Annotated in this window: 15 protein-coding genes; 9 read left to right on the top strand and 6 right to left on the bottom strand. The window is 73.5% G+C overall.

The window, feature by feature from the left end; genetic code table 11:
* The first annotated feature begins 233 nt into the window (after nt 1–233).
* Nucleotides 234–1664: an acyltransferase gene (locus ACFVFR_RS12435; RefSeq protein WP_383700249.1), complete on the top strand. Its 1431-nt coding sequence runs from the start codon at nt 234–236 to the stop codon at nt 1662–1664.
* On the opposite strand, the gene ACFVFR_RS12440 is transcribed toward ACFVFR_RS12435, so the two are convergent.
* Together ACFVFR_RS12440 and ACFVFR_RS12445 are read right to left on the bottom strand one after the other, a co-directional pair.
* Nucleotides 1642–2658, bottom strand: coding sequence for an aldo/keto reductase (locus tag ACFVFR_RS12440; protein ID WP_383700251.1), 1017 nt, complete (start codon nt 2656–2658; stop codon nt 1642–1644). The genes ACFVFR_RS12435 and ACFVFR_RS12440 overlap by 23 nt on opposite strands.
* A 5-nt stretch (nt 2659–2663) precedes the next feature.
* Nucleotides 2664–3134 (bottom strand): MerR family transcriptional regulator, encoded by a 471-nt coding sequence (locus ACFVFR_RS12445; protein WP_383700253.1) that lies wholly within the window; start codon nt 3132–3134, stop codon nt 2664–2666.
* Nucleotides 3135–3310: 176 nt separating this feature from the next.
* Between ACFVFR_RS12445 and ACFVFR_RS12450 the strand changes: the two genes are divergently transcribed.
* Nucleotides 3311–4129 carry a serine hydrolase domain-containing protein gene (locus ACFVFR_RS12450; RefSeq protein ID WP_383700255.1) on the top strand — a complete coding sequence of 273 codons (819 nt, stop codon included), beginning with the start codon at nt 3311–3313 and terminating at the stop codon, nt 4127–4129.
* Nucleotides 4130–4183: 54 nt separating this feature from the next.
* Here ACFVFR_RS12450 and ACFVFR_RS12455 read toward each other — a convergent pair whose 3' ends face one another.
* A complete protein-coding gene (locus ACFVFR_RS12455; RefSeq protein ID WP_383700257.1) occupies nt 4184–4855 on the bottom strand; it encodes a pirin family protein in 672 nt (223 codons plus the stop codon).
* A 70-nt stretch (nt 4856–4925) separates the two neighbouring features.
* Here ACFVFR_RS12455 and ACFVFR_RS12460 point away from each other — a divergent pair, with 70 nt between their 5' ends.
* From ACFVFR_RS12460 to ACFVFR_RS12480, 5 genes are all read left to right on the top strand, one after another.
* Complete coding sequence (locus tag ACFVFR_RS12460) at nt 4926–6104, top strand: PucR family transcriptional regulator (RefSeq protein WP_383700259.1); 1179 nt, start codon at nt 4926–4928, stop codon at nt 6102–6104.
* 95 nt (nt 6105–6199) lie between these two features.
* Nucleotides 6200–7141 carry an ACP S-malonyltransferase gene (locus ACFVFR_RS12465; protein ID WP_383700261.1) on the top strand — a complete coding sequence of 314 codons (942 nt, stop codon included), beginning with the start codon at nt 6200–6202 and terminating at the stop codon, nt 7139–7141.
* A 13-nt stretch (nt 7142–7154) separates the two neighbouring features.
* A complete protein-coding gene (locus ACFVFR_RS12470; protein WP_383700263.1) occupies nt 7155–8168 on the top strand; it encodes a ketoacyl-ACP synthase III in 1014 nt (337 codons plus the stop codon).
* A gap of 97 nt (nt 8169–8265) precedes the next feature.
* Nucleotides 8266–8514 carry an acyl carrier protein gene (locus tag ACFVFR_RS12475; protein WP_383700265.1) on the top strand — a complete coding sequence of 83 codons (249 nt, stop codon included), beginning with the start codon at nt 8266–8268 and terminating at the stop codon, nt 8512–8514.
* Between the two features lie 65 nt (nt 8515–8579).
* Complete coding sequence (locus tag ACFVFR_RS12480) at nt 8580–9842, top strand: beta-ketoacyl-[acyl-carrier-protein] synthase family protein (protein WP_383700267.1); 1263 nt, start codon at nt 8580–8582, stop codon at nt 9840–9842.
* 301 nt (nt 9843–10143) lie between these two features.
* Here ACFVFR_RS12480 and ACFVFR_RS12485 read toward each other — a convergent pair whose 3' ends face one another.
* Nucleotides 10144–10638, bottom strand: coding sequence for a DUF3145 domain-containing protein (locus tag ACFVFR_RS12485; protein ID WP_383700269.1), 495 nt, complete (start codon nt 10636–10638; stop codon nt 10144–10146).
* A 322-nt stretch (nt 10639–10960) separates the two neighbouring features.
* On the opposite strand from ACFVFR_RS12485, the gene ACFVFR_RS12490 reads away from it, so the two are divergent.
* The gene (locus ACFVFR_RS12490; protein WP_383700271.1) at nt 10961–11857 is read left to right on the top strand and encodes an SGNH/GDSL hydrolase family protein; all 897 of its coding nucleotides are present in this window, start codon (nt 10961–10963) and stop codon (nt 11855–11857) included.
* Nucleotides 11858–12175: 318 nt separating this feature from the next.
* Here ACFVFR_RS12490 and ACFVFR_RS12495 read toward each other — a convergent pair whose 3' ends face one another.
* Both ACFVFR_RS12495 and ACFVFR_RS12500 read right to left on the bottom strand, forming a co-directional pair.
* On the bottom strand, nt 12176–13000 hold the full coding sequence (locus ACFVFR_RS12495; protein ID WP_383700274.1) for an EI24 domain-containing protein: 825 nt from the start codon (nt 12998–13000) through the stop codon (nt 12176–12178).
* A gap of 175 nt (nt 13001–13175) precedes the next feature.
* Complete coding sequence (locus tag ACFVFR_RS12500) at nt 13176–14216, bottom strand: NADP-dependent oxidoreductase (protein ID WP_383700276.1); 1041 nt, start codon at nt 14214–14216, stop codon at nt 13176–13178.
* A gap of 93 nt (nt 14217–14309) precedes the next feature.
* On the opposite strand from ACFVFR_RS12500, the gene ACFVFR_RS12505 reads away from it, so the two are divergent.
* Nucleotides 14310–14753 carry a MarR family winged helix-turn-helix transcriptional regulator gene (locus ACFVFR_RS12505; RefSeq protein ID WP_383700279.1) on the top strand — a complete coding sequence of 148 codons (444 nt, stop codon included), beginning with the start codon at nt 14310–14312 and terminating at the stop codon, nt 14751–14753.
* The last annotated feature ends 8 nt before the right edge of the window (nt 14754–14761 follow it).

Here is a 14761-nt window from a genome sequence, read left to right on the forward strand (position 1 = left end):
TCGGCGGGCCGAACGGGGCCGGTGAACTGGACAGCGCGGGCCGGCCGGGCGGAGCCCGTGGACTGGACGGGGTCGGCGGGCGGGGCGGCCCCGCCGCGTCGGGGCCCGGCGCGCGGCGCGCCGCGAGCGCTCGTCCGCCGCGCTGCGAAGCGGGCGGGGTGGGGCGCCCGCGCTCCGGGGCGCGGGCGGGTGTGGGGCGACTGTGGGCGCGCGCCGGTCGGGCCGCCCGGGCCGTGGACGCCCGTACCCCGCCCGACCGCGACCGGGCCATCGACGGGCTGCGGGCGCTGGCGCTGACGGCCGTCGTGCTGGGCCACTGGCTGCTCGGCGGCCTCATCCGCGACGACCGTGGCGCCCTGGAGAGCGCGAGTCCGCTGGTCGCGCTGGGCCAACTGGCGCCACTGACCTGGGTGTTCCAACTCCTGGGCCTGTTCTTCCTGGTGGGCGGGTACGCCTCGGTGCGCTCCTGGCGTCGGGCGGCCGACCGTGGTGTGAGCGCGGGCGGCTGGCTGCGGGTCCGGCTGGTGCGGCTGGGCCGGCCGGTGGCCGCGCTCGCGCTCGCCTGGCTCGTGCTGGTCGCCGAGGCGCACGCCGTGGGTGTGCCCGACCGCACACTGCGCACCGCCCTGACGCTGGTGGCCCAGCCCCTGTGGTTCCTGGCGGTCTACGCCGTGCTGACCGCGCTCACCCCGTACTGCGACCGAGCCGTGAGCCGGGCCGGTGCGTGGTCGGCGGTGCCGCTCCTGCTGTGCGTGGCCGGGGTCGACGCCCTGCGGTACGGGCCGTACGCGCACGCCGTGCCCTCGGCGGTCGGGCTGCTCAACGTGGTGCCGGGGTGGTTGTTCGGCTACCAGCTCGGGGTGGCCTGGGGGCGCGGGCGGCTGGGGCGGGGCGCGGCGTGGTCGCTGCTGGTCGGGGGTGTGGCGCTGGTCGCGCTGCTGGTGGGGCCGGGAGGGTACCCGGCGAGCATGGTCGGGGTGCCGGGCGCGGAGCGTACCAACTCGCATCCGCCGTCGCTGCTGGTGCTCGCGCTGGCCGCCGCGCAGTGCGGGGCCGCGGTGTCGCTGCGCGGGGCGCTGGCGCGGTGGCTGCGGCGGCCCCTGCTGTGGGCCCCGGTCGCGCTGGTCAACCTGTCGGCCGTGACGGTGCTGTGCTGGCACCAGTGCGCGCCGCTGGCCTTCGCCGTGCCCGCCGCGTGGTGGGGGGAGGTGCCGGGCCTGGTGGACGCGCCGGACTCGGCGGGCTGGGTGCCGCTGCGCTGTGCGTGGCTGCCGCTGTTCGCCGTGGTGCTGGTGGTGCTGGTGCGCTGGGCCCGACAGTTCGAGCGCCCCCCGCGGGCGGAAGCGGGCGTGGCGGCGATGGCCGAAGGCGGCGTAGCCCACGCGGGCGCGGCCCCGGTCGAGAAGTGCGGGCTGGTCGAGAAGTGCGGGCCGGCCGGGGCGTGCGGAGGACCGGCCGAGGTCAGCGGTTCCGCCGAGGGGGGCGGACCGGCCGAGGCCAGCGGACCGGGCGGGCCGGCGGGCGGCGGCGGTGGCGCACCGGTCGCGCGCGGGCTGGCGACGGCGGTCGGCTGGCGGCGGTGGGCCGCCCCGCGCCCCTTCGCGCGGCGGGGGGCGGCCCGGGTGAGGACGGGGCGCGGAGCTAGTCCCGGCCCGCCGCGGTGAACGACATGTCCGCGTAGCGTCCGCCCGCGACCTGGTCGGCGATCGGCTCCAGCGCGGCGAGTTCGGCCGCGTCCAGCGGGAGGTCGGCGGCGCCCAGGTTCTCGTCGAGACGGGAGCGCTTGCGGGTGCCGGGGATCGGGACCACCGTCAGGTCGTGCACCCGGGCGCGCTCGTGCACCCAGGCCAGCGCGACCTGCGCCAGCGTGACCCCACGAGCCTGCGCGATGCCGCGCACCGGCTCCAGGAGCGCGGCGTTGGCCGCCGCGTTGTCGCCGGTGAAGCGGGGCTGGGTGCGACGCCAGTCGTCCTCGCCGAGCTCCTGGTCGGCGTTGACGAACGCGCCGGTGAGGAAGCCGCGACCGAGCGGCGAGTACGGGACGAAGGTGACGCCCAGCTCACGGGCCGCGGCCACCACGCCCCGCTCGACGTCCCGGCTGAACAGCGACCACTCCGACTGCACGGCGGCGATCGGGTGCACGGCGTGCGCGGCGCGCAGCTCGCCGCCGGAGACCTCGCTCAGGCCCAGGTGGCGCACCTTGCCCTCGGTGACGAGCTCGGCCATGGCGCCCACGGTCTCCTCGATGGGCACGTCGAGGTTGCGGCGGTGCATGTAGTAGAGGTCGACGTGGTCCACGCCCAGCCGGCGCAGGCTGCCCTCGATCGACTCCCGGATGTAGGCGCGGTCGTTACGGATCTCCTGGTACGAGGGGTCGTCCTCGCGGCGCACGATGGCGAACTTGGTGGCCAGCGTGATCGCGTCGCGATGCGCCTGGACGAAGGGGGCCACGAACTCCTCGTTGCGGCCGAAGCCGTAGATGTCGGCCGTGTCGAAGAGCGTGACGCCACGCTCCAGCGCGTGCTCCAGGGTGGCTCGGGCCTCGGCCTCGTCCGTGGGGCCGTATGCGTGGGACATGCCCATGCACCCCAGGCCCTGCACGCCGACCAGGGGGCTGTCCGTGCCGAGGCCGACGGCCGCGATCTTCTCGTCGCTCATGAAACTCAGGCCCTCTCCGACGCCCGTCGGGCGTCAGCGTAGATGTCGATCTTGTGGTCGAGAACCGCGAGGGTGCCCTGGAGCTCGGCGATCCGACGCCGCACGTCCTCCCGGTGCGCGGTGAGCAGTTCCTCGCGCTCGGGGAAGGTGTGGCCGCCGGCGCGGACCAGTTCCGCGTAGCGGACCATGTCCGCCACCGGCATGCCGGTCAGCCGCAGCTTGCCGACCAGGTCGAGCCAGTCCAGGTCCCGGTTGGTGTAGCGGCGCTGACCGGTGTGGGAGCGGTCCACGTGCGGCATCAGCCCGATCCGCTCGTACCAGCGCAGGGTGTGCGCGCTGAGTCCGGTCGTGGCGACGACCTCGCTGATGGTGTAGCGGTCCTGGCCGGTCGGCCGCGGATGGACCAGGGGCGGCGCACACGGCACCGCCTCGACCACGGGAGTCGTGGTGGCGTATGCGCTGTCCGTCACGGTCATGCCGTCCGCCCTTCGCAGGTGTCGTTCCTCGCGGCGTTCTCCACGCTAGAGAGTTGGAGTGCACTCCAGGCAAGCGTCTTCATTGTCGCGGGTCGCGGCCGGCCCCCCGGGTGGCACGGCCGGCGCGGGCGGCCCTGTTCGCTGGGCCGTCGGGGCCGGAACGTAGGCTCGCGGTCATGGAAAGCCTGCGGATCATCGAGAACTGGCCGGTCCCCACCGCGGCGGCGGCCGTCGTACGCGCCGACGGCACGCTCGCCGGCTCGCACGGCCCGACCCGGCACCGGTTCCCGCTCGCCTCGGTCACCAAGCCGCTGGTGGCGCTCGCCGCGCTGGTCGCTGTCGAGGAGGGCGCGGTGGAGTTGGACGAGGCGGCCGGGCCGGCCGGCTCCACCGTGCGGCACCTGCTCGCGCACACCTCCGGGCTGGCCTTCGACGAGCACCGCGTGATGGCGGGGCCGGGCGAGCGGCGGATCTACTCCAACGCGGGTTTCGAGGTGCTCGGCGAGCACCTCGCGGCGGCCACCGAGATCCCCTTCCCCGAGTACGTGCGGCAGGCGGTGTTCGAGCCGCTGGGCATGGCCGACAGCGAGCTGGCCGGCTCACCCGCCAAGGACGCCGTCTCCACCGTCGCCGACCTGGCCACCTTCGCCGCCGAGCTGCAACGCCCCCGGCTGGTCGCCTCGCAGACCCTGGCCGACGCGACGTCCGTGGTCTTCCCGGGCCTGTCCGGCGTGCTGCCCGGCTACGGCAACCAGCGCCCCAACGACTGGGGCCTGGGCTTCGAGATCCGGGCCGGCAAGTCCCCGCACTGGACGGGCGCCACCTCCTCGCCGGGCACCTTCGGCCACTTCGGCCAGTCGGGCACGTTCCTGTGGGTGGACCCGGCGGCCGGTGCGGCCTGCGTGGCGTTGACGGACCGGGCGTTCGGCCCGTGGGCCATCGAGGCGTGGCCGCTGCTGACCGACGCGGTGCTGGCCGAGCTGCACCAGGGCTGACCGGCGGGCCCGGCCGGGACCACGGCGCCGAGCCGCTGGCGCGGGCGGCCGGGGCTAGACGCCGTAGTCGGGCTCCGCGTGCATCTCCCACACCAGCAGCTCGGTCTCCCCCACCGCCGTGCCCCGCAGACCCGGCCGCTCCAGCAGGCGCGCGGCGTCGCCCGGCCCCAGGCTCTCGCCGGCCAGCCGCAGGCCGCCGCGCACCACGTGCAGGTAGATCGCCGGCGCGTCGGGCAGCTCGACGTGCGCGCCGTCGGCCAGGCGGCGCGGGTGCAGCACCGCCTCGGTGCGCTCCAGGGCGTACGGGGTGGCGTCGGCGATGCCCCGCACCACCTCGTACTCGGGTTCGCCGCCCCAGGCCGCGGGCGTCAGCCACATCTGCACGAACCGCAGCGGCCGCTCGCCCTCGTTGCGCTCGCTGTGCCGCACCCCGCTGCCGGCGCTCAGCCGCTGCACGTCGCCGGGGCGGACAACCGTCCGGTGCCCGGTGGAGTCCTCGTGGGTGAGCTCTCCCTCGATCACCCAGGTGACGATCTCCAGGTCGCGGTGGGGGTGCTCGTCGAAGCCGGCGCCGGGTGCGAGGTGCTCCTCGTTGCACGCCGCCAGCAGTCCGAACCGCACGTTGTCCGGGTCGTAGAAGCCCGAGAAGGAAAAGGCATGCCAGGTCTCGATCCCCGGCCCGACTCCACCCCGGTAGCGCTCACCAGCCCGCTGCACCCACGTCATCGGCCCACGGTAGCCCGTGCGCAGACCCCGTGCCCCCGCGCACCCCACCCGATAAGGCAGGCTTGTCTTCGTGCCTGAACCCGCATCCGCCACTCCGCACCCGCATCCCGCGACGCTGCGTCGCCTGGAGAAGTCCTCCGGCAAGCTCGCCGCGGTCGCCATCGCCCGCATGGACGAGCAGCTCCCGTGGTACCGGGCGATGCCACCCGAGAACCGCTCCTGGATCGGCCTGGTCGCCCAGGCCGGCATCGCGGCGTTCACCGAGTGGTTCCGGCATCCCGACACGCCACAGGCGATCAGCACCGACGTGTTCGGCACCGCCCCCCGGGAGCTGACCCGGGCGATCACGCTGCGGCAGACCGTGGAGATGGTCAGGACGACCATCGAGGTCATGGAGTCGGCCATCGACGAGGTGGCCGCGCCCGGCGACGAGGCGGTGCTGCGCGAGGCGGTGCTGGTCTACGCGCGCGAGATCGCGTTCGCGACCGCCCAGGTGTACGCCCAGGCCGCCGAGGCCCGTGGCGCCTGGGACGCCCGCCTGGAGTCGCTGGTGGTCAACGCGGTGCTCTCCGGCGAGGCGGACGAGGGCGCGCTCTCGCGGGCCGCCGCGCTCGGCTGGACCTCGCCCGAGTCGGTGTGCGTGGTGCTCGGTACGGCCCCCAGCGGCAACAGCGAGCTGACGGTGGAGGCCATCCGGCGCGCCGCCCGTCACGCGAAGGTGCAGGTCCTGACCGGGGTGCTGGGCGAGCGGCTGGTGGTGATCGCGGGCGGCTCGGACAATCCGCTCCAGACCGCCAAGGCCCTCATCGGGCCGTTCGCGCCCGGCCCGGTGGTCGCCGGCCCCGTGGTGGGCGACCTGGTCTCGGCGACCCGCTCGGCCGGCGCGGCGGCGGCCGGTCTGAAGGCGAGCGCGGCCTGGCCCGACGCCCCGCGACCGGTCCTGGCGGACGATCTCCTGCCCGAACGAGCGATGGCGGGCGACCCTGCCGCCCGTGAACAGCTAGTGGAGGAGATCTACAGACCGCTCAGCGAGGCGGGGTCAGCCCTGCTGGAAACGCTGAGCGTGTACCTGGAGCAGGCGAGCAGCCTGGAGGGCGCCGCCCGGATGCTGTTCGTCCACCCCAACACCGTGCGCTACCGGCTCCGACGTGTGACCGACGTCACCGGATGGTCGCCGTCCGACGTGCGGTCCGCGTTCACGCTGCGCATCGCGCTGATCCTGGGGCGGCTGACCGACGCCGGAACGTGAGTCCAGGGTTTTGTCCAAGCCCCACAATTCCCCACACGGTTCTTCGTCCCTGTCCCCACGGGCGTTCCGAACCCCTCACAAGAGAGAGTGTGAGAGTGCTCGTACTCGTCGCTCCCGGCCAAGGCGCTCAGACGCCCGGCTTCCTCACGCCCTGGCTCGAACTGCCCGGCGTAGAAGACCAGCTTCGCGCCTGGTCCACCGTCATCGACCTGGACCTCGTCCACTACGGCACGCGAGCCGACGAGGACGAGATCCGGGACACCGCCGTGGCGCAGCCGCTGCTGGTGGCCGCCGCGCTGGTCTCGGCGCAGCAGCTCTTCCCGACAGCGCGGGACTTCTCCGCCCACGTGGGCGTCGCGGCCGGCCACAGCGTCGGCGAGGTGGCCGCGGCGGCGCTGACCGGCGTACTGCCCACCGTGGACGCGTTGCGCCTGGTCCGCAAGCGCGGCCTGGCCATGGCGGAGGCCGCCGCGGTGACCGAGACCGGCATGGCGGCCCTGCTGGGCGGCGAGCCGGACGTGGTCCTGCCGCACCTGGAGAAGCTCGGCCTGACCCCGGCGAACGTGAACGGCGCGGGCCAGATCGTGGCCGCCGGCACCGCCGAGCAGCTCGCCGCGCTCGCCGCCGACAAGCCCGAGGGCACCCGTAAGGTCGTCCCGCTCAAGGTGGCCGGCGCCTTCCACACCACGCACATGGCCCCCGCGGTCTCGGCCCTGGCCGCCGCCGCGACCCAGCTCGTGCCCGCGGACCCGCACACCCGCTACGTGTCCAACAAGGACGGCCAGCTCGTCACGTCCGGCAAGGACGTCATCGACCGGCTGGTCGGCCAGGTCGCCAGCCCGGTGCGCTGGGACCTGTGCATGGAGACCTTCAGCGACCTCGGCGCGACCGCGCTCATCGAGGTGGCGCCCGGCGGCGCGCTGACCGGACTGGCCAAGCGCGCGCTGCCCGGCGTGGCGCACCTGGCGCTGAAGAAGCCGGACCACCTGGAGGCGGCCCGCACGCTGATCGCCGAGCACGCTGTCCCGGCCGAATAGGAGCACCCAGAGCATGACGTCGAAGATCAAGCCCGCCAAGGGCTCTCCGTACGCGCGCATCCTCGGCGTCGGCGGCTACCGCCCGACGCGCGTGGTGCCCAACGAGGAGATCCTCAAGCACATCGACTCGTCGGACGAGTGGATCCGCTCGCGCTCCGGCATCGCCACCCGGCACTGGGCGAGCCCGGAGGAGACCGTGGCCGCCATGTCCGTGGAGGCCGGTGGCAAGGCGATCGCCGACGCCGGGATCACCCCGGACCAGATCGGTGCCGTGATCGTCTCGACGGTCTCGCACTTCAAGCAGACCCCCGCCATCGCCACCGAGATCGCGCACCTGCTGGGCACCGGCAAGCCCGCCGCGTTCGACATCTCGGCCGGCTGCGCCGGCTTCGGGTACGGCCTGACCCTGGCCAAGGGCGTGGTCGTCGAGGGCAGCGCGGAGTACGCGCTGGTCATCGGCGTGGAGCGGCTGTCGGACCTGACGGACCTGACGGACCGCGCGACGGCCTTCCTGTTCGGCGACGGCGCCGGCGCCGTGGTGGTCGGCCCGGCCAAGGAGCCCGGCATCGGCCCCACCGTGTGGGGCTCGGAGGGCGACAAGTCGAACACGATCACGCAGACCGAGTCGTGGGAGATCTTCAAGCACGCCGAGAACCGCGACGAGCTGCGCTACCCGGCCATCACCCAGGAGGGCCAGGCGGTCTTCCGCTGGGCCGTCTACGAGATGGCCAAGATCGCCCAGCAGGCGCTGGACGAGGCCGGGGTGCGGGCCGAGGACCTGGACGTCTTCATCCCGCACCAGGCCAACATGCGCATCATCGACTCGATGATCAAGACCCTCAAGCTGCCGGGTCACGTCACGGTCGCCCGCGACGTGGAGTCCACCGGCAACACCTCGGCAGCCTCCATACCGCTCGCCATGGAGCGGCTGTTGGCCACCGGTGCGGCGAAGAGCGGCGACACCGCTCTCGTCATCGGCTTCGGGGCGGGTCTCGTCTACGCCGCGACGGTCGTTACCCTCCCCTAGTCCGTACGATCAACCCGCGGATTCACCGCTTCACCAGCAGCTCCGGACACCTCGGCGCTGCACACCCCATCGCACAACATCGAAGGAGAGCGCCAACATGGCCGCCACTCAGGAAGAGATCGTCGCTGGTCTCGCAGAGATCGTGAACGAGATCGCCGGTATCCCGACCGAGGACGTCCAGGTGGACAAGTCCTTCACCGACGACCTGGACGTCGACTCGCTGTCCATGGTCGAGGTCGTCGTCGCCGCCGAAGAGCGCTTCGACGTCAAGATCCCGGACGACGACGTCAAGAACCTGAAGTCCGTCGGCGACGCGACCGACTACATCCTCAAGCACCAGTCCTGAGGCACCGCCTGTCGCCACCGAGCGGTGGCGCATTCCGCACCTCTACCCGTGGAGAAAGAATTCCTGTGAACGCGACCAATCGCACGGTGGTCGTCACCGGTATCGGCGCAACCACACCGCTGGGTGGCGACAGCGCGTCATTCTGGGAGGGTCTGCTCGCCGGACGCTCCGGCGTCGGCCCCCTCACGCAGGACTGGGCGGCCCAGCTGCCCGTCCAGATCGCGGCGCAGATCGCCGTGGACCCCGGTGAGTCCATCCCCCGGCCGCAGGCCAGGAAGCTCGACCGGTCGGCGCAGTTCGCGCTGATCGCCGCCCGCGAGGCGTGGGCGGACGCCGGGTACGCCGGCAAGGCCGGGGCCGAGGCCCCGATCAACCCGGACCGGCTCGGCGCGGTCATCGCCTCCGGCATCGGCGGCGTCACCACGCTGCTGGGCCAGTACGACATCCTGCGCGAGCAGGGCGTGCGGAAGGTCTCCCCGCACACGGTGCCGATGCTCATGCCGAACAGCCCGGCGGCCAACGTCGGCCTGGAGGTCAACGCCCAGGCCGGTGTGCACACCCCGGTCAGCGCCTGCGCCTCCGGCGCCGAGGCCATCGGCTACGCCATCGAGATGATCCGCACCGGTCGCGCCGACGTCGTGGTCGCCGGTGGCACCGAGGCGGCCATCCACCCGCTGCCCATCGCCGCCTTCGGCAACATGATGGCGATGACCAAGAACAACGAGGACCCCCAGGGCGCCTCGCGCCCCTACGACACGGGCCGGGACGGCTTCGTGCTCGGCGAGGGTGCCGGCGTGGTCGTCCTGGAGTCGGCCGAGCACGCCGAGCAGCGCGGCGCCACGGTCTACTGCGAGGCAGTCGGCCAGGGCCTGTCCGCCGACAGCCACCACATCGCGCAGCCCGAGCCCTCCGGCAACGGCATCGCCCACGCGCTCCAGAACCTGGTCGACGCCACCGACCTGCGCGCCGCCGAGGTCGTGCACATCAACGCGCACGCCACCTCCACCCCGCTGGGCGACGTGGCCGAACTGAAGGCGCTGCGCAAGGTGTTCGGCGACGACGTCGACCACATGGCCATCGCGGCGACCAAGTCGATGACGGGTCACCTCCTCGGCGGCGCGGGCGGCATCGAGACCGTCGCGACCGTGCTGGCGCTCAAGCACCGCCTGGCCCCGCCGACGATCAACATCTCCGAGCTCGACCCGGACGTCGACGGCGACATCATCCGCGACAAGCCGCGCGCCCTGCCCGAGGGCACCATCGCGGCGCTGAACAACTCGTTCGGCTTCGGCGGCCACAACGTGGCACTCGCCTTCCGCTCGGTCTGACCCACCCGGCCGGCGGCGCACCCGGTGCGCCCCGCCCCTCCCGGTCCACGACACGGCGCCCGTCAGGTCCCACCGACCCGACGGGCGCCGTCTCACGTCCTGACCACCACCGCGTCCGCCCCGCCTCTGGCCCGCACGTCCCGTGTCCGCCCCGCCCCGAGCCCGGCAGCCCCGGCGCGCCACGTCCCGTACGCGGCCTCCGGCGTGTCCCCTCCAGTCACCCGGTCGGGTACGCCGGCGGTCCACGGCACGCGCCCGCACAGCGCGCCACCGCGTCCGCCGGCCCGCGACCGGCGCCGGCTCACACCACCTGGTGCAGCCAACGCACCGGCGCGCCCTCGCCCGCGTACCGGAAGGGCTCCAACTCGTCGTCCCACGGCTTGCCCAGCAGGCGGGTGAGCTCGGCCGCCAGCTCGCTCTCGCCGCGCGAGGCGCGGCCGAGGGCGGCTCGCAGCCGGTCCTCGGGGATCAGGATGTCGCCGTGTATTCCGGTGACGGCGTGGAAGATGCCCAGTTCGGGCGTGGAGCTGTAGCGCTCGCCCTCGGCGGTGGCGCACGGTTCGGCGGTCACCTCGAAGCGCAGCAGATGCCAGCCGCGCAGCGCGGAGGCGAGCTTGGACGCGGTGCCGGCCTGGCCCTGCCAGGAGAACTCCGCGCGCCAGGTGCCGGGCGCGGCGGGCTGTCTGATCCAGTCCAGGGTGACGCGCACGCCGAGGACGCCCGCGATGGCCCATTCGACGTGCGGGCACAGCGCGCGCGGGGCGGAGTGAACGTACAGAACTCCACGTGTCGTCACCGGGACCTCCAGTGCGGTTCGAGGTTCGCCTTCCCCAGCGGCCTCGCGTTCCGTACCGGCTTGAGCCCGGGACAGCAACCATTCTGCCCCAATGATCACACCCGTACCAGCCCCCGAGGCTACCTGCAGTAAACACTACTGGGGGTAATTCTCTCGAAATGGGACAAGAAATGACGCGATGTAATCTGCCAGTCCGGGAACGGAGGCTCCCGTGGTTGGCGCCCACCTCACACGGGCAAAGCTACCGCGCGGCGACGCCGGGGGGATGACGTACCGTCGGTCCCGGATACATATCATTGCTCGGCCCGAGGGGGGAACAGCGGTGCTCGACTCCGTGCGGTCAACTCGTCTGCGACGTTCCACGACAGCCGCCGCCCTGCTGACGTGCGCCGCCCTGCTCGCGGGGTGCACGAGCGACTCCGGCGACACCAGCGCCAAGAGCTCGACCGCCGGGGCCAAGCGCCCCGCCCCGAAACCCACCCCGACGTGGGACCCCCGACCGGACTCCATCGCCTCCGTCGGCGACTCCATCACCCGGGGCTTCGACGCCTGCTCGGTGCTCTCGGACTGCCCGGAGGTGTCCTGGTCCACCGGCACCGACATGGCCAGCCTGGCCCAGCGGCTCCTGCCGGACCCCACGCGACGCTCCTGGAACTACGCCAAGACCGGTGCCGTGGTGGCCGATCTGCCGGCCCAGCTGCGCAGTGCGACGGCCCAGCGCCCCGAGCTGGTGACCGTGATGATCGGCGCCAACGACGCCTGTCAGGACACGGTCGCCCAGATGACCCCGGCGGCCGACTTCCGGACCCAGTTCGCCAGCTCGCTGAGCGACCTGCGGCGCGCCCTGCCCAAGACGCAGGTGTACGTGGCGAGCGTGCCCGACCTCAAGCGCCTGTGGTCGGAGGGGCGCAAGGACCCGGTCCGGCGCCAGGTGTGGAAGCTGGGCATCTGCCCCTCGATGCTGCGTGACGCGCAGTCCACCCACGAGCGGGCCAACGACCGGCGCGAGCAGGTCAACCACCGGGTCCAGGAGTACAACGCGGCGCTGCGTGACGTGTGCGCCAAGGACGTGCTGTGCCGTTACGACGGAGCCGTGCACGCCTACCGCTTCACGGGCGACGAGCTGAGCCAGTGGGACTGGTTCCACCCCAGCAAGGAGGGGCAGCAGAAGCTCGCCTCACTGGCCTACACCGAGATCACCCGCCGCGACGACGCCTGACCGGACGCGCGGGGGCGAACGTCGTCCGGGGGCCCGCCCGCGCCCGCCGACCGCCCCGCCGCCGCGCACCGGTCGCCCCCCACGTCGGCCCCCCGGGACCACCCCGGGGGGCCGTCCCGTGCCGCCGCTCCCGCGCGGTCGCGGCGGGTCACCACCGGCCACACCGGGATCAGCCGTACGGGTCACGCTCGGGCCGCGCGACGCCCTCCGGAGCGGGTCGTACGGGACGGAGCCGCACCGGCGCGGGGCGTACGACGGGGTGGTGGGGGTGGGCGACGGTCGCGCGGACGGTGGTCGCACGCGTGCCGGTCGCGCGGGTCAGGCGTGGGGGGCGGGGTCGGCGGGGCCCAGGGGGGCGCCCGTGCCGGCCGCGGCCTCGCCCGGGGCGTGGTCGTCCTCGGAGGTGGGCTCGCCCAACAGGTCGCGAGCCAGTAGCGTCGCCCCGGCCACGGCGCCCGGCATCACCACGACGGCGGCCAGCGGCACCAGGAAGAGCAGCGTGAGCGGCACCCCGAAGCCCAGGACGAGGAGTTTTCGGGAGCGCAGCAACCGCAGCCGTTCGGCGAGCGGGACCCGACGGCGCGCGAGGGCGACGGCGGTCAACTCCTCGGTCAGGAAGAAGCCGGAGACGCAGAAGCCGATGGCGGGGATCGCGGTCTGGCCGACGACGGGCAGGAATCCCGCCGCGAACAACAACGTCCCCCACAGCGCGACGCGGACCAGCACGGCGGTGCTCTCCCGCGCGGAGAGCAGAAGGTCGCGCCACAGCGGCAGCCCCGAGTCGGGGGCCCGGCCGTCGACGGAGAGGTCCACGCGTTCGGAGAGCGACTCGTAGAACGGCTGGCCCACCAGCAGGGTGACGGCCGTGAAGGTGATCAGCGCGAGCAGCAGGCAACCGCCGAAGAACAACACGGCCAGCGTGCCCCGGAACAGGCCGAGCCAGGGCGTGCCCCAGTCGTCGGCGAAGGGCGTCAGCCAGGAGATGACGTCGTCGGTCCACAGGCCCAGCGCGACCAGCGCGGCGACGTAACCCACCAGGGTGATCAGGGCCGGCAGCATGCCGAGCCCCCACGAGCGGGGGTGGCGGGCCACCCATCGCTGACCCTTCATCAGATAGCCCAAGCCGGCCGCCAGATCTCGCATGCGCGCAGCTTAGGCGGTGGCCCGACGGAAGATCACCGGGGGTCCGTACGCCCCCCGCCGCGACCGCGCTCCGCACGGGGCGGGAGGAGCGTGCGGTCCGGGCCGCGCTCCCCGTGGGGGCGGCCCGGGCCGTGGCCTCGCGGGGCCGCCGGGCGGGCGGCGCCGGGCGGGGGCCCTACGCGTCGAGGCTGACGACCATCTTGCCGACGTTCTCACCGCGCAGCATGCCGAGGAAGGCGTCCACGGCGTGCTCGACGCCGGGGACGACCGTGTCGCGGTAGCGCATGCTCCCGTCGCGCAGCCAGCCGCCGACCTCGCTCAGGAACCGGGGCCGCAGCGCGGCGTGGTCGGTGACCAACAGCCCCTGGATGCGCAGCCGCTTGCCGACGATCAGCGGCAGGTTGTACGGGGCCGGGGTCGGCTCGGTGGCGTTGTACTGCGCGACCATGCCGCAGGCGGCGATCCGGCCGTGGACGTGCAGCGCGTCGATGGCCGCCGCGAGGTGGTCGCCGCCGACGTTGTCGAAGTAGACGTCGATGCCGTCGGGCGCGGCCGCGGCGAGCTGTTCGCCGACGGGCCCGGCCTTGTAGTTGAAGGCCGCGTCGAAGCCGTACTCGTCGAGCAGGACCCGCACCTTCTCGTCGGAGCCCGCGCTGCCGATGACGCGCGAGGCCCCCTTGAGCCGGGCGATCTGCCCGACCTGGCTGCCGACCGCGCCCGCGGCGCCGGAGACGAAGACCGCGTCCCCCTCCCGGAACGCCGCCGACTCCAGCAGCCCCACGTACGCCGTCAGGCCGGGCATGCCGAGCACACCGAGGTAGGCGGCGGGCGGGGCGACCTCGGGGTCGATCACCTGCGCGTCCCTGGCCGCCACCAGCGCGTACTCGCGCCAGCCGAGGCGGTGGGCCACATGGTCGCCGGGCCGGTACCCGGGAGTGTCGGGACCGACGGCGAGGACCACCCCGACCGCGGCGCCGTCCATCGGCTCGTCGAGCGCGAAGGGCGGCACGTACGACTTGACGTCGTTCATCCGTCCACGCATATAGGGATCGACCGACATGTGTGTGTTCCGCACCAGGAGCTGGCCCGGCCCCGGTGCCTCGACGGCCACCTCGCGCAGGGCGAAGTCGTCGGGGGTCGGCCAGCCGTGTGGGCGGGCGACCAGGTGCCAGGCGCGGCCGGTGGTGGGGAGGTCGGTCGGGCGGGTGGCGGACATGGTGGCGGGCCCTCCAGACAGATACTTCAGATGATGAAAGAACAATGCATCTAGACATTTCATGGTGTCAAGCAACCGGGTACCCTGGCGCGTATGGCCCCACGCATCGACCCACTCACCTACGAGGTCATCGAGCTCATCGGCACCGTGGTGGCGCGCTACCACGAGGAGTACGAGCAGGCCGCGGCCCAGCACGCGCTGACCGGCGCGCAGGCCCGGGTGCTCGGGCTGCTCGCCCGTGAGCCGATGCCGATGCGGCGGATCGCACAGCAGCTCAAGTGCGAGCCGTCGAACGTCACCGGCATCGTGGACCGCCTCGAAGGTCGGGGCCTGGTCGAGCGTCGCCCCGACCCGGCCGACCGCCGGGTCAAGCTCGCCGCCACCACGGAGGTGGGCCTGGAGACGGCCGTGCGGCTGCGCGGCTCGCTCGACTTCGCGCGCGAGCCCCTGGCCGGCCTCTCCCACCAGGAACGCGAGGTGCTACGTGACCTTCTCCGCCGGATGCTGGAGATCCCCACGGAAGAGCTCGCCGAGTAGTTAGGTTC

The sequence above is a fragment of the Streptomyces sp. NPDC057702 genome (assembly GCF_042799315.1).
Lineage (GTDB): Bacteria > Actinomycetota > Actinomycetes > Streptomycetales > Streptomycetaceae > Streptomyces.

Coding starts and splice junctions, on each gene's coding strand:
- ACFVFR_RS12500 (WP_383700276.1), bottom strand. CDS start 14,216: ATGTCCGCCACCCGCCCGACCGACCTCCCCACCACCGGCCGCGCCTGG.
- ACFVFR_RS12475 (WP_383700265.1), top strand. CDS start 8,266: ATGGCCGCCACTCAGGAAGAGATCGTCGCTGGTCTCGCAGAGATCGTG.
- ACFVFR_RS12445 (WP_383700253.1), bottom strand. CDS start 3,134: ATGACCGTGACGGACAGCGCATACGCCACCACGACTCCCGTGGTCGAG.
- ACFVFR_RS12495 (WP_383700274.1), bottom strand. CDS start 13,000: ATGCGAGATCTGGCGGCCGGCTTGGGCTATCTGATGAAGGGTCAGCGA.
- ACFVFR_RS12470 (WP_383700263.1), top strand. CDS start 7,155: ATGACGTCGAAGATCAAGCCCGCCAAGGGCTCTCCGTACGCGCGCATC.
- ACFVFR_RS12440 (WP_383700251.1), bottom strand. CDS start 2,658: ATGAGCGACGAGAAGATCGCGGCCGTCGGCCTCGGCACGGACAGCCCC.
- ACFVFR_RS12450 (WP_383700255.1), top strand. CDS start 3,311: ATGGAAAGCCTGCGGATCATCGAGAACTGGCCGGTCCCCACCGCGGCG.
- ACFVFR_RS12505 (WP_383700279.1), top strand. CDS start 14,310: ATGGCCCCACGCATCGACCCACTCACCTACGAGGTCATCGAGCTCATC.
- ACFVFR_RS12455 (WP_383700257.1), bottom strand. CDS start 4,855: ATGACGTGGGTGCAGCGGGCTGGTGAGCGCTACCGGGGTGGAGTCGGG.